The sequence below is a fragment of the Leptospiraceae bacterium genome (assembly GCA_015075105.1).
GTDB lineage: Bacteria > Spirochaetota > Leptospiria > Leptospirales > Leptospiraceae > JABWCC01.
Genome location: JABTUZ010000002.1, coordinates 157,655 through 182,667 on the forward strand (window position 1 = coordinate 157,655; position 25,013 = coordinate 182,667).

Consider the following 25,013-nt stretch of genomic DNA (forward strand, 5'->3'; position numbering starts at 1 on the left):
TTAACTCATTACACTTTCTTCAAAGTTTCTCGCATACATCTGTACGATATATTCCGTGTCGATGATTACACCCACCTGACCATCACCTAGAATTGCACTACCGGTAAGACCCTGCAAAGATTCCATAGTCTCGTCTAAGGGTTTCACTACAACTTGTTGACTTCCGATAATTTTATCTAACTTGATTGCAACGAAGTTTTCTTTTTTCCCGACCACTACGGCAATCCTATCTTCACTTTTTTCCAAAGAATTTTCGTATTGAAATACTTCTGTAAGCTCTACTACAGAGATGAGTCTGTTATTTAACTTCATCACTTCTTGGTGATCGTGAATTTCTGAAACTGTGAGTGAAGTAAGGTCGATAAATCTTTCTATGTTTTCAGTAGGAATAATGTAATACCTTCCTCGGAACTGCACAACCATTGCATCTATAATTGCAAGCGTAAGCGGGATTCTAAGATAAAAGGTGGAGCCTTCTCTGTAAACAGAGTGAACGTCTATTTTCCCTTTTAGCTTAGTGATTTCTTTTTTTACTACATCCATTCCGACACCCCTGCCGGAAATATCTGTAACCGAATCGGCTGTAGAAAATCCGGGTAAAAAGATCAATTCCCATACCTCAAAGTCGCTCAGGGAATTTGGATCCGTGGTGAGTATCTCATTTTCAATTGCTTTGTTTAAAATCTTTTCTCGATTCAACCCTTTGCCGTTGTCTGAAATAATAATCCAGATTTCGTTACCTCTGTGCATCGCTTCCAAAGTGATAAGTCCGAGTGGAGGCTTAGAATTTTTTACTCTTTCGGCTTCTGTTTCGATTCCGTGATCTACTGCATTTCTGATGATATGTACCAAAGGGTCGGAAAGTTTTTCGATGATAGACTTATCTATTTCTGTTTCTTCACCTTTTACTTCGAGTCTAACATTTTTACCGGATTTTTTAGAAACATCTCTAACCAATCGGTGCATTTTTTGAAATAAACCGGAAATAGGAACCATTCTCATGGATAAACCAATTTCCTGCAAGTCGTGAGTGATCTTACTTAATTGAGAAGCAGACCTTCTAAGCATTTCTATATTTAAGATTTCGTCGTTAGCGTGCCTCGATACCATTGCGTCAACTATTACCAATTCACCCAGTAGGTTTACGAGTAAGTCTAATTTAGAAGTAGGGATTCTAATATCTGAGGCTTCTTGGTGGTCTTCTGTTTTTAGCTCTTTTGTATCGGTGGATTTTTGGTTGGGGGTTTCTTTGAGCACTTCGGTTTCTAAATTTGCCTGTGGTGTTTGCTGTATTTCTTCTTTAAAAATTTCAAACTTCTTGGCATCGCTTTCTTTTGTGGAAGACTTGGTTTCTTCCCTTGAAGTATTTTCTTCATTGGATGAATTTGAAGCCTTCTCTCTATTCTCTTCTTGGTTCTCTATTTCTTCTGTTTGTAAATTTTTAACATCGGTGAAGATTTCAAATTTTTTAGGCTTAGTTTCTTTTTCGGACTCTGAGGGAAAAACAGGATTCGCTGTTTCTATATTTTTTAATTCTTCAATGAGTAAGTCCGCAGTGTTTTCTAAACCCTTGTCTTTACCGGTGGAGTCTATAATGGAAATTAGCTCTTTCAAAAAATCGTGAACTCTAAAGAGGCTTTCGATACTCTCAGGTTCAATCTTTAATTTTTTCTTTCTGTATAAATCTAAAATACTTTCTGCTTGGTGGGCTACCCTTACAAGCTCCTTCATTCCAAAAAAACCGGATGAGCCTTTGATGCTGTGAAAATGCCGAAAAAGACTATTTATCACATCATAATCAAGCTCTTCACTATTTAAAACTTTTTCTTCAAGATGAACAAGAATAGACTCGATTTTACTTAAATCTTCTTGAGTGTCTTTTAGAAAATCTTTTAAAAATTCGTCCATCTTAATTTTCTCTTTGTTTTATAATCTCTGACTCAGATTTATTTAGTGCAGATTTTGGAACTTCACTTTCATGGATTAAATTTTTTAAATCGAGTATGATTTTTACTTCTTCACCTGACTTTCCTATCCCTTTCACAAACTTGCTGTTTATAGAGTCTCCCATTTTTGGTGGAGGCTCAATTTCACTTTCAGGAATAAACTCTACTTCGTTCACTGCATCTACAATAAGACCAATAGAAGAGTTGTCCATACTCGCAATGATTATGCAAGTTCTTTCGTCGTACTCTCTTTTTGCTACATTGAAACGAATACGCACGTCCAAAACAGGAAGAACTTTCCCGCGTAAATTAATAATTCCCATGATGGAAGGTGGTAGGTTTGGAACTTCTGTGATCGGCTGCATTGCCACTATCTCTGTCACATAACGTATTTCTAACGAGTAGAGTTTTTTATCGCACACAAAAACAAGGTATTTGTTTTCGAGAGTGTCTTCCTCATCTTCATCGAAAAAATCATCCTCATCATCTGAAAAGTTTTTCGTTTTCAATAATTCGCTTTTCATGGGATTAGTATCCTTCAAATTCTTTGTCTTCAAGAGAAATGACTTTTTCGGGGTCGATTTTGGCTTGTTTGTGTGAGCCATTCCCATTTTGTGAGACAGCTTTTTTAACTACAGGTGCGTTATGCGAGCGACTTTGCTCTTGAGTTTTTTTGGATTGAGCCGGGTTGACAGGTGGTTGATTAGAGTCTTTGATGTGGAATTTTGCAATAATCTCCGACATACTCTCTGCCTGACCTGCAAGCTCAGTACTGGAAGAGGCAATCTCTTCGGAGTTGGATGCATTGGTCTGGGTGACTTGCTCGATCTGCTGCATGCTCTTTTCTATTTCTACAAGTCCTTTTACCTGCTCATCTGATGCGATCACTACCTCTTTCATAAGAGTTGCCACCTCATTGACGCTTTCACTAATTTCAGTCAAAGCAATAAAAGTTTTTTCCGCAATGTCAACACCGTTGTTTGCTTTGTTTATCGACTCTTGAATGAGGTCTGCTGTTTCTCTTGCGGCTTTTGCACTACGATCAGATAGCCTTTTTACTTCTTCTGCGACTACTGCAAATCCTTTTCCGTGCTTACCTGCTCTTGCTGCCTCTACTGCCGCATTTAAGGAAAGTAGGTTTGTCTGAAATGCAATTTCATCTATTGCTTTTATAATTTTAGAAATATTGTCCGATGCGTTCTTGATCTGGTTCATCGCATTTTTTAGCTCGCTCATCATCTCTTCTCCTTTCTTTGAGCTGGTGAGTGTGTGAGTAGAAAGCTCGTTGGCTCTTTTTGCATTTTCTGAGGCTTGTTTGGTCTGAGAACTTAACTCTGTAACTGCTGCAGAGATTTCTTCCACAGATGCTGCTTGCTCTGATGAACCTTGGGCAAGTGACTGACTCGCTTCAGAAATCTGTCCTGCCCCACCGTGGACTTCACTTACTGCTTGAATCATTACACCAAGGATTTCATTGAATGAGTCCAAGGTTTTATTTAGTGAATTTTTAATTTCAGCGTGACCGCCCTTGTATTCTCCGTTTACATATTCCCGTAAGTTTCCATTTGCCATTTCTGCCATTACTTTGGAGGCTTCTTCGATTGGCTCGACCATTTTTACTACGATATCGTTTATGCCGGGAGGAATGGCTTTGAAGTCTGTGCCGATTTCTTCTTCGGACATCCTTGAGTCCAAGATACCGTCTTTGATTTTTTCTGCAAATTCCTTAGCACGGGCAACTAAAGTTTCTATTTGAGATGTAATGCTTTTGGTCAAAACAATTGCCAAGAATATCGTACCGAGAAGAGTACCGGCAAGCAGGACGTAAACGAGGTAAAGAATTTTCGTTTCTTTTACTAAATTTTCATCCAATTTTTTTACGAGTAGCCCTGAAGTGTTTTTATTCACTTCAAAAATTGCGTTAGTCGCCACTGTAGCAATTTTAAAGTATTCCGAAGGAGTGATTGTAAGTTCTTTTGCAGTTACAATTTCTTTTTTTATGACTGAGATATAATTTTCTATAATTGAATTGAGCTTGTCAATTTCTTCTTTAGAAAAAATTTTCTCATCCGGATTGTATTTTCTTGCCATTTCTAATGAATCTTTTGAAAATTTAGAATAAAAAAGCAAATCTTGATATAGGAAAATAAACTTTTCAAACTCATCATTTGAATTATTTTTTTTATTAAGTAAACTAATTCCATAGGCTCTAGTCTTTCCTACAGTTTCAGCTAAGAAAGGCATTTTAAAGATGGATAAATCCATAATATAATAAGTATCAGAATTTGGATCTAAAACTAATCCCGAAGCATCCCCCAATTTGGTAATAAATTTTAATGAATTATCAATTGCATTACTGTGAATTTCGAGATTTTCTAAAGAAGAAACAGTTTTATAGGTATCTTTTAATTTTTTATAATCTTTAGAAATTTTCTCCCAACCAGAGGTTACATGCAATTTTTGAGATGCTGTCTTGCCGAATTTTTCAATTTCCAGATCTATTCTATCTAATTCAGATTCTATTTTAGATAATTCGGAAATTATTTCATTGCTTTTGTCTCCACCGTGGTATCTGGAACTAAGCCCACGATGCACAGCAAGATTATTATTGAAATCAACTGCCATTAATACTACTTTTGTACCTTCATTTTCGAGAGTGAAAAATTCCATTTTACGGGCTTGCTCTTTGTATATCATAAATCCCATAACGAGAAGTGGGATTAGAACCGCCAAGACCATTAGAATGAGTCTTTGCTGGATTGAGAATTTATTAAAAATTCTAAAGAGTATGTTGGTATTGTGAGTTTTATTGTGACTCATAGTGGTAATCCTGCCTTTACAAAAACCAAATTTAAAAAAATTTGTATCTTAGTGAAGAATTACAATACATTTTAAAAAAAGTAGTGTCAAGAACTTTAATTTAAAAATATTCTTCTTCTTACTTTTAATCTAATTGCAATACTATACGTCCAATAATTTTTTTTAGAGAATAAATGTAATCTTTTAAAAATAGTTTGTCAATAATTTTTTTCCTCTAAAGAAATAATTTTTTTCTTTTGTAGTAGTTAGAGCTTAGAGCGTGTTGTATTTGTGTTGTCTTTTTTGTTCACGTAAGTTTTTTCTCTTATTCGTCGGGTTTGTATCGTTTTAGTCTATTGTAGCGGGTTGTTTTTCTCTTGGAGAGGTAAGATCCTCCCGCAATCGTGGTTACCGGGGTGGGAACTCCATTCTCGAAGAACCGACTGGGGAGAATTATGTCCCATTCGGCAAGGTCAAGCACCAACAAAAGAGTAAAAAGAGCGGTCTTTGTGGTGCCAAGCCAATCCGCAAGAATCCCAAGCTCAATCCAATCCTCGTTATTTGGGGTAAAATTCTTCTTCTGCAAATTTTGCCCGACTTCTTGGTAAGCCTTTTTCACCCTCTCCATCTTCTCAAAAGTCCCCCAAAGAATCACGTTTCTGTATCTGTTCAGCAATGCGTGCAAATATTTTCGTCTCGAAAAACCCGTCGTTCTTCTATTAAACTCGTCCATATATTTTGCTGGAACAAGCAAGCTCGATTGGGTTTCTGCATATTTTTGTGGGTTCATAAATTTCTCCTTAAAGTAAAATTTTCTGCTCTCCTTTATAAGGTAAAAAAAGTTTGCTTTAGAAAAAAAATTTTTGCATTTTTTAGAAAATTTTTTTAGCTTTTACAGAAAAAATCCCAAATCTGCACTAAATGCGTAAACTCTTGAAATCCCCTAAAAAAGTGGAGTTCCCACATTTTTGCGTGAAAAGTGTAAAATCTGCACTAAAGGTGTAATTCCCTATAAAACGATATAGCTCATGGATTATAGTCTTTTGAAAAAATTGTGATATTAATCGCACAGAAAAAGAATTAGAAAAACGAGAAAAATAAAATGAAATTGATGATGATATTTATTATACTTCAAGACTACAAGAAATCACAGACGACGAGCTTGAATATATTTTTTAGGAGAAACCAATGACTGAAACACAAATTAAATCTTTAAAGAAAAAATTTCCAGAACTTTGTGAAAAATGCAAAGTCATTTCTGAAAACGGAAAAAAATTTTACGTTCTTGCCAAAACCGAAAACATGATCCACAAATTCGACAAGGCTTCCAGTTTCGTCAAGTTTGCGAAGGGGCTGAACGATGGATTCTGAACTTGCAAAAATATTATTGGATCCAGTTGATAGTTTTCAACAAAGACTCATGTATGCGTTTCTTAAAAGAAAAGGCCTTATGGAGGAATTTCATGATTTTTTTGACGAGTGGATTGTCGCCACTAAATACCCGAACCCTGAACCTATTCTCATTCCAGAAGAAATTTTAAGAAAACTTGACAACCTGCGATGATAAAAACCCTTGACAGAAAGAAAAAAATAGCTATAATATGGGTATGACGACAGCTACGAAACAAAAAACCGACAAAAAAGACTGGGAGCTTGCAGACAGGCAAAGAGATTTTTTAAAAGAAAAATATGGGCTTGAACTTATTAAAGTGAATGAGTATGGCTATATTTATGATGGGATAGAGTCATTAAAAGCCTTTAAAAAATACGGAAAAGAAGGGAAAAATGGTTCTATTATGGCAGTCAGAAAAATAAGATAAATGCCAAAATTCGCTGAATTTAGAAATTTTGAATTTTATTATTTTGTAAAAGATGCAATTGCGGATGAGCCGTTGCATGTTCATGTTGCAGTCTCAAAAGATAGGTATCGGTTTGGAAAGTTTTGGCTTGAGCCGGACGTTTCTATGGATAGGAAAGGTGCGCTTTCTACTCCAGACATATTGAAAGTCGAAAAAGCCTTAAAGAAGAATTTGACAAAAATCAAAGCACAAATAGAAAAAATAAAAAAAGGGGAATCAGTCAAAGTTATAAAACTATGAAATCTTTAAATTTTCCAGAAATCCAGGATGCCATGATCCTAAAGAGGGACTTGGTGGTTAAGTTGGTTGACGGTCGATCCGTAATATATCCGGTTTCGCTTTTCCCTGAATTGCGAAAGGTTCCTGTAGGTGCAAGGAAAAAGCCTACGATTGGCGGGATAGACATGATAGATCGTTTTTCATTCAAGGGGCGGCCTGAAGTATATCAGATAGATGAGACTCTTCATTTAAACAAAATTTAAACTTTTATTCGCCTCACTATAAAAAATTTTTTCAAAAGTGTTACTTTTCGCTTAACAAAAAAAAACGCCTGGGCATAATGTGGGTATGTCTCTGACTGGAACGGAAAGCGCGGTTAACGATAGAACCTCCCGAAATCTCCCCCAAGGAGGTTTCGGAATGGCGGTCACGAATACAAAAAGTATCACAATTAAGCTTGATGATAATTTGTGTAGTGTTGTCCAAGATTTTGCAGAGAGAAACGAAATGGATGTTTCAAAAGTAAGTCGTTTAGCTTTAAAAAAATTTCTGGGTGTAAATCCGCCGGTGAATGTCAAAAAATTAGAAAAAGGGTGCGACCTAATCGGCAGGTTTTATTGCCGAATAACGGGGAATATTTGTATAGTCTATCCGTCATCGTTGTCCGGCTTAAAATTCTTCTTTTGCAAATTCTGTCCGACTTCTTGGTAAGCCTTTTTCACCCTCTCCATCTTCTCAAAATTACCCCAAAGAATCACGTTTCTGTATCTATTAAACAGTGCGTGCAAATATTTTCGTCTCGAAAAACCCGTCGTTCTTCTATTGAACTCTTCCATGTATTTTGCTGGAATTAGCAAGCTCGATTGGGTTTCTACATATTTTTCTGGGTTCATAAATTTCTCCTTAAAGTAAATTTTTCTGCTCTTCTTTATAAGGTAAAAAAAGTTTGCTTTAGAAATAAAATTTTTGTAATTTTAGAAAAAATTTTTTAACTTTTACAGAAAAAGCCCTGAAAAAAGGCGTAAACTCTTAATTCTGCAAGTTCCCAAGGCGTAAACTCTTGGTAAAAGCATCCCTTAAAAAAGTGGAGTTCCACATTTTGCGTGAAAGGTGAACAAAAACTTGGTATAAAGATATGCAAGATTCTTCAGAAAGAGTGAGATCATCCCCACAAAGGGATTTCAATGAAAAGTGCAAACTGCACTAAAAGCGAAATTTCAAAAACTCTACTAAAGCTCAAAACCTCATCCTAAAAGATAAACCTAATTGCAAAGATTCTACCTCCACGATTTCCGACCTCAGACATCAGTCATCAGTCCTCCGAATTGGAGCCCCACAAAGGGATATTAAAATTGAAAATGTAAAAAGGTGTTCGGAAAATAAGTGGAAGTTCAGTTAGTTTATTGAAAATACAAAATCCATTCACCGGATTCAGGTAGGGGATTTCCTGGGCTTGGACTTTGATCAAAGCAAAAACCTGATCCGACAAATTTGTATTTTACTTGTAATTTATTCATTATCAGTAAGGCTTCTTTCACTGATTTTCCAGTGAAGTTAGGAACGATATTGGTTTTAATTTTTGGTGAAACTTTTTCTATTCTGTGGAGAGTATATACTTTAGAAGATTCGCTTGATTCTATAATTGGGATTATGCTTTCCACGACTTCTCTAAATACGGGAGCTGCAAGCCCGCCACCGGAATGAACTAAGCCACCCGGTTCATCAAAAAGCACAAGCCCTACAATCCTCGGCTCGTTTGCCGGAAAAAATCCAAGAAAAGAAGCGCTGTAAAGAGACTCGCTGTAACCTTTTCCGGGTTTCGCTTTTTGACCTGTGCCGGTTTTACCTGCAATTGCATAATCCTGCAAATAGGCATTTTTCCCTGTACCTTGGGAAACGACTTTCGTCATTGCGTTTAGGATTTGTTTTGTAGTAGAGTTTTTGATTCCGATTGTAGATGGGGTGTAAGAAAATTGTTGAACTATATCCCCATAAGAATTTGTAATAAAAGAAACTGCTGTGGGAGTGAAAATTTTTCCTCCATTCACAATACTTGCGGCAGAGGTAACTAACTGGATCGGTGTGACGGAAATTCCTTGACCAATCGCTAAAAAATACGATGTGCTGGGAGTCCATTTTTTAAATTCAGGAAAGTATCCTTTGTTTTCATAAGGAGAAAATCCGGTCTTCTGACCAAATAAAAAATTCTTCATGTACTCGTAGAGTTTTTCATCGGGAATTTTTTTGACTGCTTTTATAATTCCAACATTACAGGAATATTGTAAAATTTCTTCTAAGTCAACTGGCCCGTGGCTATCCGTGCATCGGATAATTGAATTTCCGAATTCTATATAACCTGGGCAAAAAAATTTCTCGTTTGGCTTTATCAGCCCTTCATTTACAAGAGTCATTGCCATGAATATTTTCATAGTTGAGCCTGGCTCATAAACGTGACGAATCGCCCAGTTTGTAGTTGCTTCTGCGGGGTAGTCGTAATATTTATTTGGATTAAAATTAGGAAAACTGGCCATGGCTAAAACTTTCCCTGTTTTCACATCCATGAAAATACCGACCGCTTTCTTTGATTTTGTTTCTAAAAAAGCCCTACCCAATGCGTGCTCTAATTTATATTGAATTAGGCTGTCTATGGTAAGGTGGAGTTCGTTTCCTCTTGGAGTATCCGTATCGTTTGCAGTGAGTAACTCTTTGTGGTATAAAAATTCTAAACCGGAAAGTGATCTGTCATCGTCCATTCCGGTAAACCCGATTAAATTGGATGCTAAACTACCATTTGGGTAAACTCTCTTGAATTCTTTTTCTTGTCGAACACCGGGTAGAGCCATCTCCATAATTTTTTTAGCTATTACGTTATCTACTTCTCTTTTCAATAGAAAGTAATTTGATTTTTCTTTAATTAAAGATTCAATTTTTTCTGTTGGAATGTCTACGTAAGGAGAGATCTGAGTTGCAGTGAAAGCTGGATCGTAAACGTTTGCCGGATTAATTCCAATGGTGGAGGAGTCTTGGGAGAGGGCAAGCTCTATCCCTCTTCTGTCGTATATTGCGCCTCTTTGAATTCTTAATTCCGATCTAGTTTCTTGAGAGTTTCCGTTTAGAAATGTTAAAAAAACTACTCTACTGAAAAGAATCATGAAAAACAATAGTAAGAAAAAAAACAGATATTTTAAACGAAGAATGTATAACGACATACCTATATTGATTTATCGGAAACAATTAAAATATCCATAAAACCTTTCCTCGCAAATAACTAAACGGAACTAATCCGAACGATCTTGAGTCGGTTGAGTAATCTCTGTTGTCTCCAAGTAGTAAATAGTAGCCTTCAGGGATACGACCTTTTTCAAATATGGGGAGAAACTCAAGATTCCCGTCAATCGAGCCTTTCCAGTTTTTTTCTTCTTTTGAATTTTTTGGGGAAGGAATCTCATCAGGCGAGACTAAAAATTTATCATTATCAAAAATATAGAAATCGAATGGAGTGCCTTGCAGTCTTTTTACTAAAATTTCGTTTTTGTTGTTTTCAAATACAAGAATTTCATTTTTTTGAAGATTGGGTTTTCCTATTTGAACAGTCTCTTTAATAAAAGGAAGTTTTATAGGAAAAAATATTCTGGATACAAATAGAATGTCTCCATTCTTGATAGTGGGAAACATCGAATTTCCGCTTATAATATAAATCTGGAAAAAACACAGTCGGATAGCGAGTAGCACCACAAAAAAGAGTAAGGAATAGAAATATTTTTTTTGTAAGAGTTTTGTCATAGATTTATTTTTTTTTAGAATTCCTTGGTTACATATATTTATATAAAAAATTTACTTGATTTATCATAAGAAAAATTCTCCACTAAAATATAAGTTAGACAGATGGTAGTAAATTCAAGTACCATTTCGCAAAAAGGAAATTTTTCAGAAAATGGGAAATAAAACAATCTTATTAATCGACGATAGCGAAGATAATCAATTCTTAGTTTCGAGAATGTTAAAGAAAAATGATTATAACGTCTTGATTTCAGACTCAGGGAAAAGCGCTTTTCGTATTTTAGAAAACGAGACTGTTGACTTGATTCTTTTAGATTTTGTAATGCCGGAAATGGGTGGAATAGAAGTTTGTAGAGCTTTAAAAAGAGATCTAAAAACAGTATCAATACCCGTAATTTTTCTCAGTGGGAATAGCAGCTCGGACAATATAGTAAATGCACTGGAGGCCGGTGCTGTGGACTATATTTCTTTTCCATTTAACGAATCAGAGATAATAGCGAGAATTGAAACTCATTTAAAAATAGCTTCTCTTGAACATGAAAACAACCAGCAACTGAAAAAAATTCAAGGCATAAATAAAATCATGGAAGACGAGCTGGAGATAGCGAGGAAAATTCAGCAAACAATAGTAATGCTCAAGTTTCCGATTTCGGATGATTTTCAAATTACGAGTTATTACAAACCTGTTGGCAAAGTAGGTGGAGATATTATTAGCTACAAGGAGAGAAACGACGGTAGTTTGAATTTTTTCTTTGGAGATATTTCCGGTCATGGAGTATCTGCGGCGCTATTGTCGGGAATGTATGTATTGGCGTTTGATATTTCTTCCAGATTTGATTGTGGTCCAAAAGAGCATCTACAAATAATCAATGATATGATCGCCAAGTTTGCAAAAGATTTCTTTCTATCAGCAATTCTTTTTCGGTACATTCCATCTTCAAAAAAAATAATTTATTCTTATGCAGGTCACCACCCTATGCTTGTAATTCGTGACGGAGAAATTATTCCCTTACCGGGAACCGGAAACCCACTCAATATTTTTCCTGAAATTCATTTGATCGAGAAAACATTTCAATTGATCCAAGGCGATAAATTATTTCTTTTTTCTGATGGTTTATTTGAGTTCTGGGAAGATAAAAGAGAAATTTTCGGATACGAAGGATTTATAAATTCACTTCCAAAGTTTTCAAATTTGCATGGTTATAATTTCTTGGAGTCCATTTCCAATGAAATGTTTTTAATATCAAAAAATAGGATTATGGATGATGTAAGCATGCTCCTAATCGAAGTATAGTTTTTTTGCTATAGCTGGAAAGAGATTGGAATAAAAAGATTGCTTTACAATCGAATCCCAGTCTGATACAATTATGAAAACTGGCATCTCTTCCCTATGGATTCAAATAGGGTTTTGGGTGTTTGAAATTTCGGTTTATGAGAGGTCTTTATGGAAATCCAGAACGTAAATATTTTGACAAATTCTTATAATCTTCCGGTTCAATCTCTTCCAAATGTCGATATTAAAGTAGAGAAAAAGGAAGAAGTTCCTGTTTCTTCAGAGCAAGATTTAGCTACTCAAGGGCAGATAGTTGATATACGGGCGTAAAAACCGGAGAATTTTATGGCGATTACCAAAGAGCAAAAATTAGACTTTAACGAAAATTTAAAAGAATTTAAAAATTATCTAGAAGATTTAAAAAAAGAAATCAATCTGTACAAAACTCAGATGAAAAAAAAGCCCGCTATGGAGCCATACTTTCAGATAGCACTTGCAATCAATTCTATAAAATTTATCAATACCTGTCTTCTTATAAGCGAGTTGAGTGACGCTAAAATGGGAATCAAGAGCGATAATTATTTGAATCTAGGAAGGAAAGAAATCTACGGTGCAATCTCTTATTGTGAGAAGGTTGTTGGTTCGGACTATGAGGGAGGACTTGCAGAAAATAAGGATCTTCTTGCAAAGATTGAAGAATTTAAACCGATTCAAAGATTGAATTTAATAAAATCAATCCGAATGGTTATGCACAAGACAATAGATGCTTATGGGCCTTCCAGTAAATGGAAATGGAGCTGGCCCGAAATTCACTTTAAATTAGCAGTTCTTGCAAAAAATTTATTTGATTTCAGAGCGTATGAAGCAGAAAATAATTTAGACAACCCTAATTATTACATTCGAAATGAGTATTACAATTTAATTATCGAGTTGTGCAGCTTTGCGGCTCAAGAGTATAGATCGAAATACGACTTGTCCACAAGTGACGTAAACGATTTGAAAAAGTCCATTTCCATGCTTGAATTGAACAGAAAAATTTTTCAGATAACCGGAAATTTGGATGATATTGAAAAAACAAAGATACTCATAGAATCTTTAAAAGAAAAAGTTGAAGCGATCGAAGCAGAAAAATCCAAAGATAAAGATAAAAAAAAGAAAAAATAGACTTTTCTGTTTTCTATGGTAATAAAAATTACAAAATTAGAAGAGTATCTGTTGTAAAAGCAGGTCAAATTTAAGTGAGGGATTTTAGAAATGGCGCTACCTGAAGTGAATGATTCAAATTTTCAATCAGAAATTTCCAAAGGGTTGGTATTAGTAGATTTTTGGGCAGAATGGTGTGGTCCTTGCAGAATGGTTGGACCGGTATTAGAAGAATTATCAAGAGAGTATGGTGGAAAAATTTCAATAAAAAAACTGAACGTAGATGATAATCAAAATACCGCCAGAACATTGAATATTCAATCTATTCCTACTTTGCTATTATACAAAGATGGTCAAGTTGTGGATAAGGTAATCGGTGCATTGCCAAAAACACAGTTGAAATCTTTTATTGATAGACATGTCTAAAAAAGAACTATAAAAATCTCCTTATGGAGAATACTGTAAAAGATTACATTGAACTGCCGAGGGGGGGCTACCTTGCAGATACTAGCGTAGGCTATATCCAAATCGGCTCTCCTCCGGAAACGATCAAGGACACTATGTTCTTTGATAAAAAATCTCCTTTGATTTACGTTCTTCCAAATAAATTCTTCCATGTTGAAAAAGGAATCAGTGTAGCAGAGTTAGAATTCCCGATTTATTACAACCATTTCCTTCGTCAAAAATTAACTACAATAGTCTGCACAGAAGAGCAAAAAGAACAGTTAATTGTAGTCTTGAGTGAATCTGTATTTGGCCCTGAAAAAATAAATCTTGCAAGTGAATTTTTAGATGGAGAAGAGTCTTTTGGTTTTCCAAACATGAAAGCCGAGATGGACTATTTTAGAGGGAATAGGAAATTAGAGGATTTAGTAGAGTTTCAGGTATTTAAAGAAGGCCGTGTAAAAATTCAAAATGTACTAATCGAAAAACTCATCAATGGTGATTTTATCATTATTGATGGAGATAAAAAAGTTTCTCTGCCGGGGGAAGTCGGATTCAATATAAAATACGACATTGGTAAAAGGTTAGAAGAGCCGTATCGTGCTCCACTACTTGGAATCACTTGCCTTGGACCATCTCACGGATTTGATCCAAAGGATAACACTTCCGGTTTCATACTTTGGATTAACCACCAAGGTATCATGGTTGATCCTCCTGTGAACTCTACAGAATGGTTGAGGGATTCCAATGTTAGTCCCAAATTAATCAACCACGTTATTTTAACCCACTGCCATGCAGATCACGATGCGGGAACTTTTCAAAAGATTCTCCAAGAAGGAAAGATCACGATTCATGCAACTACAACAGTACTAGAAAGTTTTTTAAGAAAATACTGTGGACTGACAAAAATTCCAAAGAAAGAGCTTATGGAATTGTTTAATTTTCAACCGATCATCATAGGTAAGCCAACAATTATCAATGGAGCCGAATTTAATTTTTATTATGCGCTTCATTCTATACCATCAGTGGGTTTTGAATTTTTCTTCCAAGATCAATCTTTTATTTATACATCCGATCACTTGAATGAGCCAGACGTTCACGATAAAATGTACAATGAAGGCGTGCTTACCGAATCAAGGTGGAAATTTTTAAGAGAGTTTCCTTGGGACAGGCAAATCATCTATCACGAAGCAGGGATACCTCCACTGCATACTAGAGTCAGTTACCTTGCTTCCCTTCCAGTAGAAATACAAAAAAAGATCACACTATACCATATCGCAAGAAAAGATATGCCTGAAAATACAGACTTGAAAATTGCCAAGTTTGGTATCGAGCATACCTTTGAGCCAAAGATTACTCCTCCTAAGTATATGGAAGCCTATAATCTATTGGATATACTTTCGCAAATAGATATTTTTAACGGCTACCCTATAGAAAAGGCAAAAGAATTTTTACTTATTGTGAATGAAGAAAAATACAAGAGAGGAGATTTAATTTTCAGTAAAGGTACCCAAGGAGATAAATTTTTTATTATAGCATCGGGTAACGTAAAATTTGAGGGTTTATCCGGGGACTTGGATATGCCTGTCAAACGCTATGGTCAATACGAATATTTCGGTGAAGCCTCTCTTATTTTAAACACTACCAGGGCAGCGGATGTATATGCAGAAACCGATGTAGTTGCGCTTACAATTGAAAAGAATAAATTTTTACAATTTATAAGAGGTTCCAACCTAAGGCAGGATTTAACAAAGCTAAATGCAATCAGGGAAACCAATTCTTGGAAAACTTTAGCCGAATCTCGTCACTTTAAGGGACTGACCAGTCACCAAAAAACTCAGTTAGAATTAATCATGAACGTAAAAAATATTTCTAAAGGAAAAGTATTGATTTCTGAAAAGAAACTTTTTGAAGAAGTGTATATAATTCGGGAAGGAATTGTTTCGGTAGAAAACGAAAACCACAAATACGAGGATTTAACCAAGGGCGATTTTGTAGGTGAAATTTATAACTTTACAAAGAAAATTTCTTCTACCTACACATTTATTGCAAAGACTGACTTACAGGTTTATTCTATTTCACAGGAAGACCTGACAAATTATATCAAAAAGAATCCGGGTGTTTATATGAGAATGAACACTGCCTATTCCTGATAGTTTGCGAATATTAGTTTATGGGAAAGAATACGAAGAAAGAATCCGTGAAGGACTTTCCGGGTATTTGAGTAATTTTGTTTCTGATATAAAAGAGTTAGAGTCCATGCTCCAAAAAGAAAATTTTGATCTAATTGTGTTGAAATACAATGCAGCAACTCTAGACTTTCTTGACTCACTAAAAAAAAATTACGAAAAAATTCAATTTCCATTAATTCTTTCTATCTCCCAAAATAAGGAAAACAATTTAGATCGAATAGATGATTTCTTAACTGAAGATTTTACAGCAAAGGAGCTATCAAAAAGGCTTTCTATATTAGAAGAAAAAAGCAGTTACTTTCGTTTTCTTTCTGAATATAAAAATTCGAGTTTAGAAGAAATAGAAAAATTTTTAATTCTTAGTACTGTAGAAAAAGAGAAAGGTTCAAAGTCCAAAGCAGCTAAAATTCTTGGGATTAGCACAAGAACGATAGAGTTAAAATTCCACAAGTGGGGGATTACGTCAAGAGAAGACAAAGTTTAAGTGAGGTGAAAAACAATAAACAGTTCAATGTTTTATTTGACCTGAATAAATAGTTTCAAAATCTATTCTTTTAAAGAGGGACAAATGGAAAGAATCATTCAATTTACGGAAGAGCACAAGCAATTTAGAGAAATGGCGAGAAAATTTTTTGAAACAGAGGTGGCTCCTTTTCATGAACAGTGGGAAAAAGACGGAATTGTTCCGAGGAGTATTTGGAAAAAAGCCGGTGATAGTGGTTTACTCTGTCCCGATTTTCCGGAAGAATATGGAGGGAGTGGTGCTGACTTCCTTTACAATGTGATTGTAAACGAGGAATCGGCAAGAGTTGGGAATAGCGGATTTTTTATCTCACTGCATAACGATGTAATTGCACCCTATATTTCAGAATACGCAAATGGAGAGCAAAAGAAACGATGGATGCCTGGTTGTGCTTCGGGAGATAAGATATTGGCTGTGGCTATGACCGAACCAAACGCCGGATCTGATTTGAAAAGCATTCGAACTACTGCAGAAGAGAAGGGAGATTATTTTATTGTAAATGGTTCTAAAACTTTTATTAGCAATGGACAGCTTGCGGACTATGTAATTACAGCGGTGAAAACTTCTACTGATTCGATTAGCCTTGTAATGATAGAAGAAGGGATGAAGGGATTTGAGAGAGGAAGAAGATTAGAGAAAATCGGGCTGAAAGCACAAGATACATCTGAATTGCATTTCACTGATGTAAAAGTACCTAAGGAGAATTTAATCGGTAAAAAGGGACAGGGCTTTCGATACCTTATGACTAAACTCGCAAAGGAAAGATTGGTCGTGGCCATTAGTGCAGTAGAGGGAACTCAATTAGTTCAAAACTTAACTTTAAAATATATAAAAGAGCGTGAAGCCTTTGGAAAACAGATAGGTACTTTTCAGCATATCAAATTTAAAATGGCAGAAATGGCGACTGAGCTTGCAATGTGTAGAACATTTATTGATCAGACTATTCTTGCAATGATGAAGGGAGAATCTTTGACGACCGAAGCCTCTATGTGCAAGTGGTACTCTACAGAAATGCAGAAAAGACACACGGATGAGTGTTTGCAATTCTTTGGCGGTTATGGGTATATGTTGGAGTACCCTATCGCAAGAGCATTTTTAGATTCCAGAATCCAAACGATTTATGCAGGTACTACGGAGATTATGAAAGAAATCATCGGTAGAAGTTTGGGTCTTTAAAATTATTCTCCACGGGAAGGGTCAATCCCTTCCCAGTCTTCGGGCACGCCTTTTTCATCAAATAAAACAGATCTTTTTAAATAGTACTCGGCAGTCTTATCGTTTGAGTCTATATGCAAGACTTCATGGAAATTTAACTTAGCATTTTCAAAATCTTTTTTCATATAGAATTCTACTCCTGCTTCAAACTTGTCTTTAGTTTTTAGTTTTGTTTCCATGATTCTCTGCGATATACCATTGAGTACTTCATAAATTACTACTGGTTGGTTTTTGCCTTTGACTTTTACTCTACCAGAAATTCTAAACTGAAAATTATTTTTATTTTGAATTTTCTCATAAAAATCTTCACTAACAAGGATAGACACTCCAAATACTTTGGTCAGTCCTTCAATTCTGGACGCAAGATTTACCGCATCTGATATAACCGTAAAATCGTATCTTTTCTCTTCTCCTATTACACCCACCATTAGATTACCGGAATGGATTCCAATACCAATTCTCACGGACGGAAAACCTTTTGCCTTTCTTCTTTCATTGAAACTAAAGAGCTCGTTCATGGTTTCTACAGCAGCATGCAGAGCACCATCCGGGTCGTCAGGGAATAAAGCCATAATCCCGTCACCGATATATTTATCTATGTACCCTCCGTACTTTCGTATAATAGGCCCTGAAAATTTCAGATACGAATTGATAAAGTCAAAATTTTCTTTTGGAGACATGGATTCCGAGATTGTAGTAAAAGATCGAATGTCAGAAAAATAAACAGTCATTGTTTTTAAAGTTTGGTCACCGAGCCTAACGTCTGTTATGGCTTCTTTTTTTAGAATACTCAAAAATTCTTTTGGCACAAACTTACTGTTTGCCTCGTTTGTAAGTTTTAAATTTTCAGAAAGATTCTGAACCGCTTTGTATGCCTTAGAGAAAATCAAAGAAAGAATAAAGGACTGACTGAATTGAAAAATAAATAGTCCGATAGGAGCCAGATAAACAGTTTTTATGATCTCTTGAGTATTTAGTATATCGTTTATCACAGTAACGGACAAGACTAAGGCACCTGTCAGTACGGATAGAGCACCATCTCTGTTATGAATAATAGCCCTAACAATCGAAAACAATAAATAGATAATCATGAAAAGAATAAAGACTTCGTAATAAAATAAATAGTAAGTAAAATACGGCTTTGGAGAAACTATGTTTGCAAGAGCAAAAAGTAATCCTAATACGAGATTTAACAGGATTACTTTCAGATTTATTTCATTTGGGTAGAGAGTTCTTAGAAAACCACCAAATATCGGGACACTCAAATAGAAAGTCAGATAATCAATCCTGACTTGCCAGTCCCATGGAAAATTTGGATAGATCTGAGTGATCCAATTTTCTCCAGAAAACATGAGGCGAACTGCAATGATCAAACAATAGACTCCAAAAAAAACTGCTGCCTTGTCGTCTCTTCTCAACATAAACAAACCGAAATGATAAATCGCCATAATCAAAAGACTGCCAAAAAGAAAGCTGTCATAAAAAACGTCTATGTCTCTCAATTTTTGAATTTGATCGTATTTTCCGAGAATTATTTTTTCCCAGAATCCCCCGAGTCGATGAGAGTAGTTTGATATTTGAAAAATAAATTCAAGATTTCCGTCAGGTGGAATTTCAAAATTTATTATTTGAGTCAGGTATTGTGGTTTTGAGGAATCTTTAGAATCGCCTACTTTTCCGTTTGTGGCAACTAACTTTCCGTTTATCCAGAAATTGTATGACGTAGCTTGATGGGGAATTTTTAAGCCAAATAGCTGAGAAGAATATTTTGGATGGAAGTGAAGTTTTACCCTGTATGTTCCAAAACCGTCTCTACCGATTTTCTCTCCACCAATTTCAAAATCATTCCATGCCGAAGGAATAAGAGCGTAGTAAGGCTCAAGAGTATTTTTTTTAAAATCTTCCGGGTTTATTAATTTTTTCCAATAGAATTCAAAATCTCCCTCAATCTTATAATTCCCTTTTTCTGTAAAATTCCAGTTGGTAAGGTCAAGTAACCCTTTTTCTGCTTTTAGGTTTTCAGAGTATAAATTGAAAGAAAAAAAAAGTATAAAAATAAGCAATAGTCGCTTCATAATGGTTTACAGTGGATAATGAAATAAATTTAACAAGTAGTTTTTTTAATTTTGATTTTAAAAAAAGGGGGAAAATTTTACTTAGATAAAAGACTAAAAATTATGGCAATTCTCAGAGCTTTTAAGGGACTACGCCCGCCTAAAGAAATTATATTGCAATTGGTTTCTAAACCTTATGACGTTTTGAATTCCGAAGAAGCTCGTTTGGAAGCTCAAGGAAACGAGAAATCTCTTTATCATATCATCAAACCGGAGATAGATTTTCCGTCTGGAAAAGATGAGCACGATTTGGATGTTTACGACAAAGCAAAAGAAAACTTTGAAAAGTTTCGTAAATCAGGTTGGCTTGTTCAAGATAAAAAAGACCACCTCTATATTTATTCCCAGACTATGAATGGGAAAACCCAATATGGAATCGTTGGATGCGCCGGAGTTGAAGACTACCTGAATGGAATTATAAAAAAACACGAGCTGACCAGAAAAGATAAAGAAGAAGATCGCATGAATCATGTACGGGTTACGAATGCGAATATGGAGCCTGTGTTTTTTGCTTACCGACAAAATAACGATCTGGATTTGATTGTTGCAAATTTTGTGAAAGCTAATCCTCCGGTTTATGACTTTATTACATATGATGAAATTGGGCATCGATTTTGGGTGATAGAAGATGATACTATTATAAAAAATATTATTGGTTTGTTTGAACGTATTCCTTATACTTATGTTGCCGATGGACACCACAGAACAGCAGCCGCAGCCTTAGTGGGTTTAGAAAAAAGAAAAAACAATCCAAATCATACAGGGGATGAAGAATACAATTTTTTCCTTGCTGTACATTTTCCCGATTCGCAACTTTCCATTATTGATTATAACCGAGTCGTTAAGGATCTAAACGGTTATACTTCAGAACAAATCCTTAGCCTTTTAAAAGAAGATTTTATTGTTGAGAAAATGGGTGAAGAAATATATAAACCGGAAAAGTTCCATGAATTCAGCATGTACTTAGAAAATTTTTGGTATAGATTAATCGCAAAAGAAAATACATACAACGATTCTGACCCGATTCAATCGTTAGATGTAACAATACTTTCAAAATATATTTTAGACAAAGTTTTGGGAATTAAAGATTTACGAAGTGATACTCGGATAGACTTTGTTGGTGGAATACGCGGCTTAGAAGAGTTAAAAAAAAGAGTAGATAGCAAGGAAATGAAAATTGCTTTTGCACTGTATCCTGTGTCTATGCATCAACTTATGAATATTGCAGATTCCAATCAAATTATGCCGCCCAAGTCAACTTGGTTTGAACCTAAACTCCGAAGTGGATTAATTGTACATTTGTTGGAATAGAAAGAAGCGGAGAATTTTTCTCCGCTTTTGAAAAATCTATTTTGAAGTAACTTTAGTTTTTACTTCGTCAACTTTCTTATTCAAATCACCAATTAGGTTTTGAAATCCTTTTACGCCTTCTTCTGCATATTTTCTCAAATTAACCGAAAGTTCTCCATTGTCTTGAGCTCCTTTCGTTGCAAGAGTTTTAAACTCTGATTCAATCTTTGTAATGAGTTTTTCAGCTTCTGATTTTACTGTAGCAATAGCTCCAATTGTAAAGTTTAATGCATCTTTAATTTCTTTTTCCATGCTTGTCCTCGTTTTAATTTATTGTGCGGTGCACAAGACAATATTATGCACTGCACAAATTTTGTCTATTCTTTTTTTATTTTTTTGCAAGTAAAAATTTTTATTTTTCTTCCTTAGGCATTTTTGAGAAAATAAAAAGAGTCAAAAAGATCTATCCAAAAGACCGGAAATAAATGTAGAAACCCTTCAGAACAGAGTAAACTACATGAAAACAAAGCTTAGAAAAGCAAAGTTATGCACTTAATAAAAATTTTTCACGAATAGAAATCATTTCTTCCCAGCTTAAAGCGTCCTTTTTTTCTTCTGAGGCAGTCTTAAAAATTGGTTGAAGAAATTCTGCTTCCTTCTTGTGAATAATAACACCATTCTCCTTAAAAATCTGAATAATTGCAGCCTTCCCGGAGAGGCTTGTAAATTGAATTTTGTCTGTATCTTCTCTGCCAATAAGCCTGAAGTCTATCGCTCTATAAGCACCTTTCTTCATTGTGTTTGTTTTCGCTACTCCGTCTTGATGAATACCGCTTCGATGGCTTGTAATATCTTCTCCAATAATCGGAGCTTTTTCATGGATCGGAATATTCGACATTTTTGAGATAAGTTTAGCGACAGAATAAATTTTATCCATATTTAAACGAATATCCACACCAGAATTGAAAAGTGCACATGCAACTTCATAGGTATTTGTATTTCCTGCACGCTCTCCAAGTCCGTTCAAGGCTGTTTCAAGCTGAACTGCACCTGCAAAATAACTTTCTACAGTTGTAGCAGTAGCCATCCCCAAATCATTATGGGTATGAACAGATACGCGAACATGAGAAGGCATCGCATCCACTGCTTTTTTTACCAAGGATACAAAATCAGAAGGTCTGGTTCTTTCTACCGTGTTCGCCAAGTTTATTATCTCTGCACCTGCTTGGATTGCAGTGTGAAAAGCATCAATAGAAAAATTAAGCTCTGCTTCAGAATCACCAAAATGCTCCCCGGAAAATTGCACCAAAGCCTTGCCCTTGGAAACCTCTTTCGCATAACGCACTGCATTCTCTATATTTTTTAAGACTTCCTTTTCCTCTAATTCAAGAATATACTTTCTTGCAAAAGGACTGATTGGATAAACAATATGTAAGCACGGCTTTTTACAAAAACGAATTGCTTCCCACGATAGTTGAATTTCTTTTTCGAATGCACGAGAGAGACTGGAAATCTGAACTTCCGGTGGAGAGATTTTGGCAAGCGATTTACAAGAATCAAAATCTGTCTGACTTGCAGATGCAAAACCAACCTCCACGCCTTGGCTTCCTAATTCCAGTAGCGAACGAAATACAATTATCTTTTCTTCCTTTTGCCAAGGCTTTTTTAAGGCTTGATTTCCGTCTCGTAGGGTAACGTCCATAAAAAACGGGCTGGGAAATTTGCTCTCTTGTTTCATTCAAAGTCTCCTTCTCCACCCCTCTTCGGGTTTTGGATCAGGGACTCCTGAAAAACAAAAAACCCGCTGGAGGAAGGCGGGTTTTTATTTTACAAAAACATCGCTCTTCTTCTCAAGAAGTGAGAAGAAGGAGTAGATTGCATGCGAATTGATTGCTTTTGCAAATTTTCATATTAGTATGACTCTACAATCGGCAGAAAGGTTTTAGAATCAACCATTTTTTTATTTTTTTAGGATCATTTTTTTTGTACAAGATTGAATATTTTTTGCCCCGGTAAGCACCATCGTATTTTTCAACTCAGTCGAATATTTATTCAATAAAAATTTTACACCCGTCGATCCCCCACCGACTGCATAGATGGCAATCGGGCGACCCACCAGTACTCCATCTGCACCAAGTGCTAACATTTTGAAAGTATCCATTCCGCTCCTTACTCCACCATCTACTAAAACTGGAATTCTGCCGTTTATTACCTCACAAATGGAAGGCAAGACTCTTGCAGTTCCGGGCGTGTCGTCTAAAACTCTTCCACCGTGATTGGAAACTACAATGCAATCAGCTCCGGCATCTAATGCGTGCAAAGCGTCTTCCTTAGATAAAATCCCCTTCAATATAAAAGGGAGCTTGGTCATCTTTCTAATTTTTTCTAATTCGTTTGTGGTTCTCATAGGTGGATTTTGATTTTTCATAAGCATAGTTTTAAAGTTTATTGCATCTATATCCATTCCGACTGCAATTGCTTTTACTCTTTCTGCTTCTGAAAATCTTTCTTTTAAAAGTCCAATGTCTGACCTTGGTTTACAAATTAAAATTCCTTTCCCCTGAAATTTTTCTAAAGCTTTTATCATAATAGTATATTTTTCTAATGAAGCCCCGTCCCCGAGCCATCCAATACTTCCTGATTCAACAGCACCTCTAAGAATAGAGAATGCAAAATCTTCTTCCGTTACCGCAGAATTCATATTTGTAACAGCACCGGTCATTGGAGCAGTCATAATTGGTGATACGCATTTTTCACCAAAAAATTGAAATTCAGTGTCGGCTTCTATTCCTTCGCGAATATAAGTTGGCAGAATAGAATACTCTTTGAGCGCAAAAGAATTATCCTGAAAGGTAAACATATTTCCTATCCCGCCCATACCGGGAACGCCTGACGCACAATCCGTTCCATCGCATACTTTACAAACCCAACAAATTTCCCTTCCAAATCGGTTTCTTGCATTTTGCTGAATTTCTTTTTCTGTTAGAGAAAAGGAATCATCGCTCTCGAAAGATATTATTTCTTTTGCTTTTTGGAAAATCTCTTCTGCACTTTTTAGATCGTTGGCTGAAATAATTATATGCCCTGTCTTTTCAATGTTATTGGTTGGCTCCTTGATAATATCTCCGGGTTTATTCTGGATAAAAATTTCACACACTCCTTCTATCTTTTTTGCTTCTTCCACTCCCTTAATTGCAAGAAGTTTTCCTGAAGGAGCGAGGAGGGATCTTTCGATAGATACCTTTTTTAATACAGGTTCAAGATTATCCGGTGTCTCGCCAAGAGCCACAAGAATAGCAGCGCGATTCAAGTTGACTCCACTCGACAATGGATAAGTAAAAGCAGACATAAACCCTCCGGAAAGTCTTGCAGCAATCTCTCCAACTTTTACTCCTGTTTTTGTAACTTTAATATCTCCTTTTCCTGCACCTAATGTAATTCCAAGTGCTTTCATACCATTTCGCATAACGCTTTCAACTTCTTCTAATATAGAATTCGGAAGAGATGAAGGCATATTGTGTCCCATCTCTATAAAGTAGGGCTCTCTTTCAATGATCCTATCTGCAATTCCTGTCATATAAATATTTCCACCGAAAGAAAGCGCATCCACAGATAGTTCCGGCCCTTCCATATATTCTTCGAGAATCATTTCTCCGGTTGGGCAGAATTTTTTTGCGTGCTTAAAAGCCAATTGCAACTCTTCCCTATTGGTTACTTTGATCACTCCTCTTGCACCCATATTGTCTGCGGGTTTCATTACAAGAGGAAATGAAAGAAAGTCTAACGCATCTCTCGCATCCTGAATACTCCAAATAGGATAAAATCCGGGAATAGGGACGTTATGATCTTTGAGTCGCTTTCGCATTTTTATTTTATTGGAGGCAGCTTCAGCATCCACATAACGTATCCCGGGTAAGTTTAGAGAATTGGCAACTGCGGCAACAGTCATACTTGCATCTGTTCCTGCCGTAATAACTGCATGGATTCCGTGTTTTTCAGAAAATCTTTTTGCCTCACGCACCATTCCTTCTACATCTTTTGTACTCATTATGATCTGATAGTCAGAAATTTTAAACCCTAATGAGTCAGGGTTCATATCTGCGACTACGGTTTTTAAACCCATTGTCTTTGCAGTTTGAATTACAGGAACTTGAAGTAAGCCCCCGCCAATAATAAAAATCATTCTTCCGCGATGTTGAAAGCTCAAAATTCTATA

At 35.7% G+C, this 25,013-nt stretch carries 24 protein-coding genes; 13 read left to right on the forward strand and 11 right to left on the reverse strand.

The features are described 5' to 3' along the window. From HS129_10695 to HS129_10710, 4 genes are all read right to left on the reverse strand, one after another. Entirely contained in the window at positions 1-1,908 is a 1,908-nt protein-coding gene (locus HS129_10695) for a chemotaxis protein CheA (protein ID MBE7412507.1), read from the reverse strand. A gap of 1 nt (position 1,909) precedes the next feature. After that, positions 1,910-2,470, reverse strand: coding sequence for a chemotaxis protein CheW (locus HS129_10700; protein ID MBE7412508.1), 561 nt, complete (start codon positions 2,468-2,470; stop codon positions 1,910-1,912). 4 nt (positions 2,471-2,474) lie between these two features. Continuing rightward, a complete protein-coding gene (locus HS129_10705; protein ID MBE7412509.1) occupies positions 2,475-4,766 on the reverse strand; it encodes a hypothetical protein in 2,292 nt (763 codons plus the stop codon). A gap of 304 nt (positions 4,767-5,070) precedes the next feature. Beyond that, complete coding sequence (locus tag HS129_10710) at positions 5,071-5,535, reverse strand: DUF1564 family protein (GenBank protein ID MBE7412510.1); 465 nt, start codon at positions 5,533-5,535, stop codon at positions 5,071-5,073. A 398-nt stretch (positions 5,536-5,933) separates the two neighbouring features. Here HS129_10710 and HS129_10715 point away from each other — a divergent pair, with 398 nt between their 5' ends. Genes HS129_10715 through HS129_10735 form a run of 5 tightly spaced genes read left to right on the forward strand, consistent with a single transcriptional unit; the run spans position 5,934 to position 7,086 of the window. Beyond that, on the forward strand, positions 5,934-6,116 hold the full coding sequence (locus HS129_10715) for a hypothetical protein (GenBank protein ID MBE7412511.1): 183 nt from the start codon (positions 5,934-5,936) through the stop codon (positions 6,114-6,116). After that, positions 6,106-6,309 carry a hypothetical protein gene (locus tag HS129_10720; GenBank protein ID MBE7412512.1) on the forward strand — a complete coding sequence of 68 codons (204 nt, stop codon included), beginning with the start codon at positions 6,106-6,108 and terminating at the stop codon, positions 6,307-6,309. Before HS129_10715 ends, HS129_10720 begins: the two co-directional genes overlap by 11 nt. A gap of 37 nt (positions 6,310-6,346) precedes the next feature. Continuing rightward, the gene (locus tag HS129_10725) at positions 6,347-6,565 is read left to right on the forward strand and encodes a hypothetical protein (GenBank protein MBE7412513.1); all 219 of its coding nucleotides are present in this window, start codon (positions 6,347-6,349) and stop codon (positions 6,563-6,565) included. Next, positions 6,566-6,844 (forward strand): DUF4160 domain-containing protein, encoded by a 279-nt coding sequence (locus HS129_10730; GenBank protein MBE7412514.1) that lies wholly within the window; start codon positions 6,566-6,568, stop codon positions 6,842-6,844. A 32-nt stretch (positions 6,845-6,876) separates the two neighbouring features. Further along, positions 6,877-7,086, forward strand: a complete 210-nt coding sequence (locus HS129_10735) for a hypothetical protein (protein ID MBE7412515.1) — start codon at positions 6,877-6,879, stop codon at positions 7,084-7,086. Between the two features lie 384 nt (positions 7,087-7,470). Here the strand turns inward: HS129_10735 and HS129_10740 are convergent, their stop codons facing one another. From HS129_10740 to lepB, 3 genes are all read right to left on the reverse strand, one after another. Then, positions 7,471-7,716, reverse strand: a complete 246-nt coding sequence (locus HS129_10740) for a DUF1564 family protein (protein MBE7412516.1) — start codon at positions 7,714-7,716, stop codon at positions 7,471-7,473. A gap of 507 nt (positions 7,717-8,223) precedes the next feature. Continuing rightward, positions 8,224-10,032: a PASTA domain-containing protein gene (locus tag HS129_10745; protein MBE7412517.1), complete on the reverse strand. Its 1,809-nt coding sequence runs from the start codon at positions 10,030-10,032 to the stop codon at positions 8,224-8,226. Positions 10,033-10,057: 25 nt separating this feature from the next. Beyond that, positions 10,058-10,606: a signal peptidase I gene (gene lepB / locus HS129_10750; protein ID MBE7412518.1), complete on the reverse strand. Its 549-nt coding sequence runs from the start codon at positions 10,604-10,606 to the stop codon at positions 10,058-10,060. Between the two features lie 151 nt (positions 10,607-10,757). On the opposite strand from lepB, the gene HS129_10755 reads away from it, so the two are divergent. The 7 genes from HS129_10755 to HS129_10785 all read left to right on the forward strand — a co-directional run bounded on the left by HS129_10755 (position 10,758) and on the right by HS129_10785 (position 17,354). After that, positions 10,758-11,897, forward strand: a complete 1,140-nt coding sequence (locus HS129_10755; GenBank protein ID MBE7412519.1) for a fused response regulator/phosphatase — start codon at positions 10,758-10,760, stop codon at positions 11,895-11,897. Between the two features lie 150 nt (positions 11,898-12,047). After that, positions 12,048-12,206: a hypothetical protein gene (locus HS129_10760; GenBank protein ID MBE7412520.1), complete on the forward strand. Its 159-nt coding sequence runs from the start codon at positions 12,048-12,050 to the stop codon at positions 12,204-12,206. Between the two features lie 15 nt (positions 12,207-12,221). Then, positions 12,222-13,040 (forward strand): hypothetical protein, encoded by an 819-nt coding sequence (locus tag HS129_10765; protein ID MBE7412521.1) that lies wholly within the window; start codon positions 12,222-12,224, stop codon positions 13,038-13,040. A 90-nt stretch (positions 13,041-13,130) separates the two neighbouring features. Further along, positions 13,131-13,445, forward strand: coding sequence for a thioredoxin (trxA, locus tag HS129_10770; protein MBE7412522.1), 315 nt, complete (start codon positions 13,131-13,133; stop codon positions 13,443-13,445). Between the two features lie 23 nt (positions 13,446-13,468). Continuing rightward, complete coding sequence (locus tag HS129_10775; GenBank protein MBE7412523.1) at positions 13,469-15,616, forward strand: cAMP/cGMP-dependent 3',5'-cyclic-AMP/GMP phosphodiesterase; 2,148 nt, start codon at positions 13,469-13,471, stop codon at positions 15,614-15,616. Between the two features lie 4 nt (positions 15,617-15,620). Beyond that, positions 15,621-16,139: a hypothetical protein gene (locus tag HS129_10780; protein ID MBE7412524.1), complete on the forward strand. Its 519-nt coding sequence runs from the start codon at positions 15,621-15,623 to the stop codon at positions 16,137-16,139. 84 nt (positions 16,140-16,223) lie between these two features. After that, a complete protein-coding gene (locus tag HS129_10785) occupies positions 16,224-17,354 on the forward strand; it encodes an acyl-CoA dehydrogenase family protein (protein ID MBE7412525.1) in 1,131 nt (376 codons plus the stop codon). Positions 17,355-17,356: 2 nt separating this feature from the next. On the opposite strand, the gene HS129_10790 is transcribed toward HS129_10785, so the two are convergent. Next, on the reverse strand, positions 17,357-19,468 hold the full coding sequence (locus tag HS129_10790; GenBank protein ID MBE7412526.1) for an adenylate/guanylate cyclase domain-containing protein: 2,112 nt from the start codon (positions 19,466-19,468) through the stop codon (positions 17,357-17,359). A 102-nt stretch (positions 19,469-19,570) separates the two neighbouring features. On the opposite strand from HS129_10790, the gene HS129_10795 reads away from it, so the two are divergent. Continuing rightward, positions 19,571-20,818 (forward strand): DUF1015 domain-containing protein, encoded by a 1,248-nt coding sequence (locus HS129_10795; GenBank protein MBE7412527.1) that lies wholly within the window; start codon positions 19,571-19,573, stop codon positions 20,816-20,818. A 36-nt stretch (positions 20,819-20,854) separates the two neighbouring features. Here HS129_10795 and HS129_10800 read toward each other — a convergent pair whose 3' ends face one another. The 3 genes from HS129_10800 to HS129_10810 form a co-directional block, all read right to left on the reverse strand. Continuing rightward, positions 20,855-21,109 (reverse strand): hypothetical protein, encoded by a 255-nt coding sequence (locus tag HS129_10800; GenBank protein ID MBE7412528.1) that lies wholly within the window; start codon positions 21,107-21,109, stop codon positions 20,855-20,857. 232 nt (positions 21,110-21,341) lie between these two features. Next, positions 21,342-22,535: a 2-isopropylmalate synthase gene (locus HS129_10805; protein ID MBE7412529.1), complete on the reverse strand. Its 1,194-nt coding sequence runs from the start codon at positions 22,533-22,535 to the stop codon at positions 21,342-21,344. Positions 22,536-22,757: 222 nt separating this feature from the next. Next, positions 22,758-25,004, reverse strand: a complete 2,247-nt coding sequence (locus tag HS129_10810) for an alpha-hydroxy-acid oxidizing protein (protein ID MBE7412530.1) — start codon at positions 25,002-25,004, stop codon at positions 22,758-22,760. Between the last annotated feature and the right edge of the window lie 9 nt (positions 25,005-25,013).

Bases quoted from the DNA above. Each gene is read 5' to 3' on its own strand.
- HS129_10695 (MBE7412507.1), bottom strand. From the start codon at position 1,908: ATGGACGAATTTTTAAAAGATTTTCTAAAAGACACTCAAGAAGATTTA.
- HS129_10700 (MBE7412508.1), bottom strand. From the start codon at position 2,470: ATGAAAAGCGAATTATTGAAAACGAAAAACTTTTCAGATGATGAGGAT.
- HS129_10705 (MBE7412509.1), bottom strand. From the start codon at position 4,766: ATGAGTCACAATAAAACTCACAATACCAACATACTCTTTAGAATTTTT.
- HS129_10710 (MBE7412510.1), bottom strand. From the start codon at position 5,535: ATGAACCCACAAAAATATGCAGAAACCCAATCGAGCTTGCTTGTTCCA.
- HS129_10715 (MBE7412511.1), top strand. From the start codon at position 5,934: ATGACTGAAACACAAATTAAATCTTTAAAGAAAAAATTTCCAGAACTT.
- HS129_10720 (MBE7412512.1), top strand. From the start codon at position 6,106: ATGGATTCTGAACTTGCAAAAATATTATTGGATCCAGTTGATAGTTTT.
- HS129_10725 (MBE7412513.1), top strand. From the start codon at position 6,347: ATGGGTATGACGACAGCTACGAAACAAAAAACCGACAAAAAAGACTGG.
- HS129_10730 (MBE7412514.1), top strand. From the start codon at position 6,566: ATGCCAAAATTCGCTGAATTTAGAAATTTTGAATTTTATTATTTTGTA.
- HS129_10735 (MBE7412515.1), top strand. From the start codon at position 6,877: ATGATCCTAAAGAGGGACTTGGTGGTTAAGTTGGTTGACGGTCGATCC.
- HS129_10740 (MBE7412516.1), bottom strand. From the start codon at position 7,716: ATGAACCCAGAAAAATATGTAGAAACCCAATCGAGCTTGCTAATTCCA.
- HS129_10745 (MBE7412517.1), bottom strand. From the start codon at position 10,032: ATGTCGTTATACATTCTTCGTTTAAAATATCTGTTTTTTTTCTTACTA.
- lepB (MBE7412518.1), bottom strand. From the start codon at position 10,606: ATGACAAAACTCTTACAAAAAAAATATTTCTATTCCTTACTCTTTTTT.
- HS129_10755 (MBE7412519.1), top strand. From the start codon at position 10,758: ATGGGAAATAAAACAATCTTATTAATCGACGATAGCGAAGATAATCAA.
- HS129_10760 (MBE7412520.1), top strand. From the start codon at position 12,048: ATGGAAATCCAGAACGTAAATATTTTGACAAATTCTTATAATCTTCCG.
- HS129_10765 (MBE7412521.1), top strand. From the start codon at position 12,222: ATGGCGATTACCAAAGAGCAAAAATTAGACTTTAACGAAAATTTAAAA.
- trxA (MBE7412522.1), top strand. From the start codon at position 13,131: ATGGCGCTACCTGAAGTGAATGATTCAAATTTTCAATCAGAAATTTCC.
- HS129_10775 (MBE7412523.1), top strand. From the start codon at position 13,469: ATGGAGAATACTGTAAAAGATTACATTGAACTGCCGAGGGGGGGCTAC.
- HS129_10785 (MBE7412525.1), top strand. From the start codon at position 16,224: ATGGAAAGAATCATTCAATTTACGGAAGAGCACAAGCAATTTAGAGAA.
- HS129_10790 (MBE7412526.1), bottom strand. From the start codon at position 19,468: ATGAAGCGACTATTGCTTATTTTTATACTTTTTTTTTCTTTCAATTTA.
- HS129_10795 (MBE7412527.1), top strand. From the start codon at position 19,571: ATGGCAATTCTCAGAGCTTTTAAGGGACTACGCCCGCCTAAAGAAATT.
- HS129_10800 (MBE7412528.1), bottom strand. From the start codon at position 21,109: ATGGAAAAAGAAATTAAAGATGCATTAAACTTTACAATTGGAGCTATT.
- HS129_10805 (MBE7412529.1), bottom strand. From the start codon at position 22,535: ATGAAACAAGAGAGCAAATTTCCCAGCCCGTTTTTTATGGACGTTACC.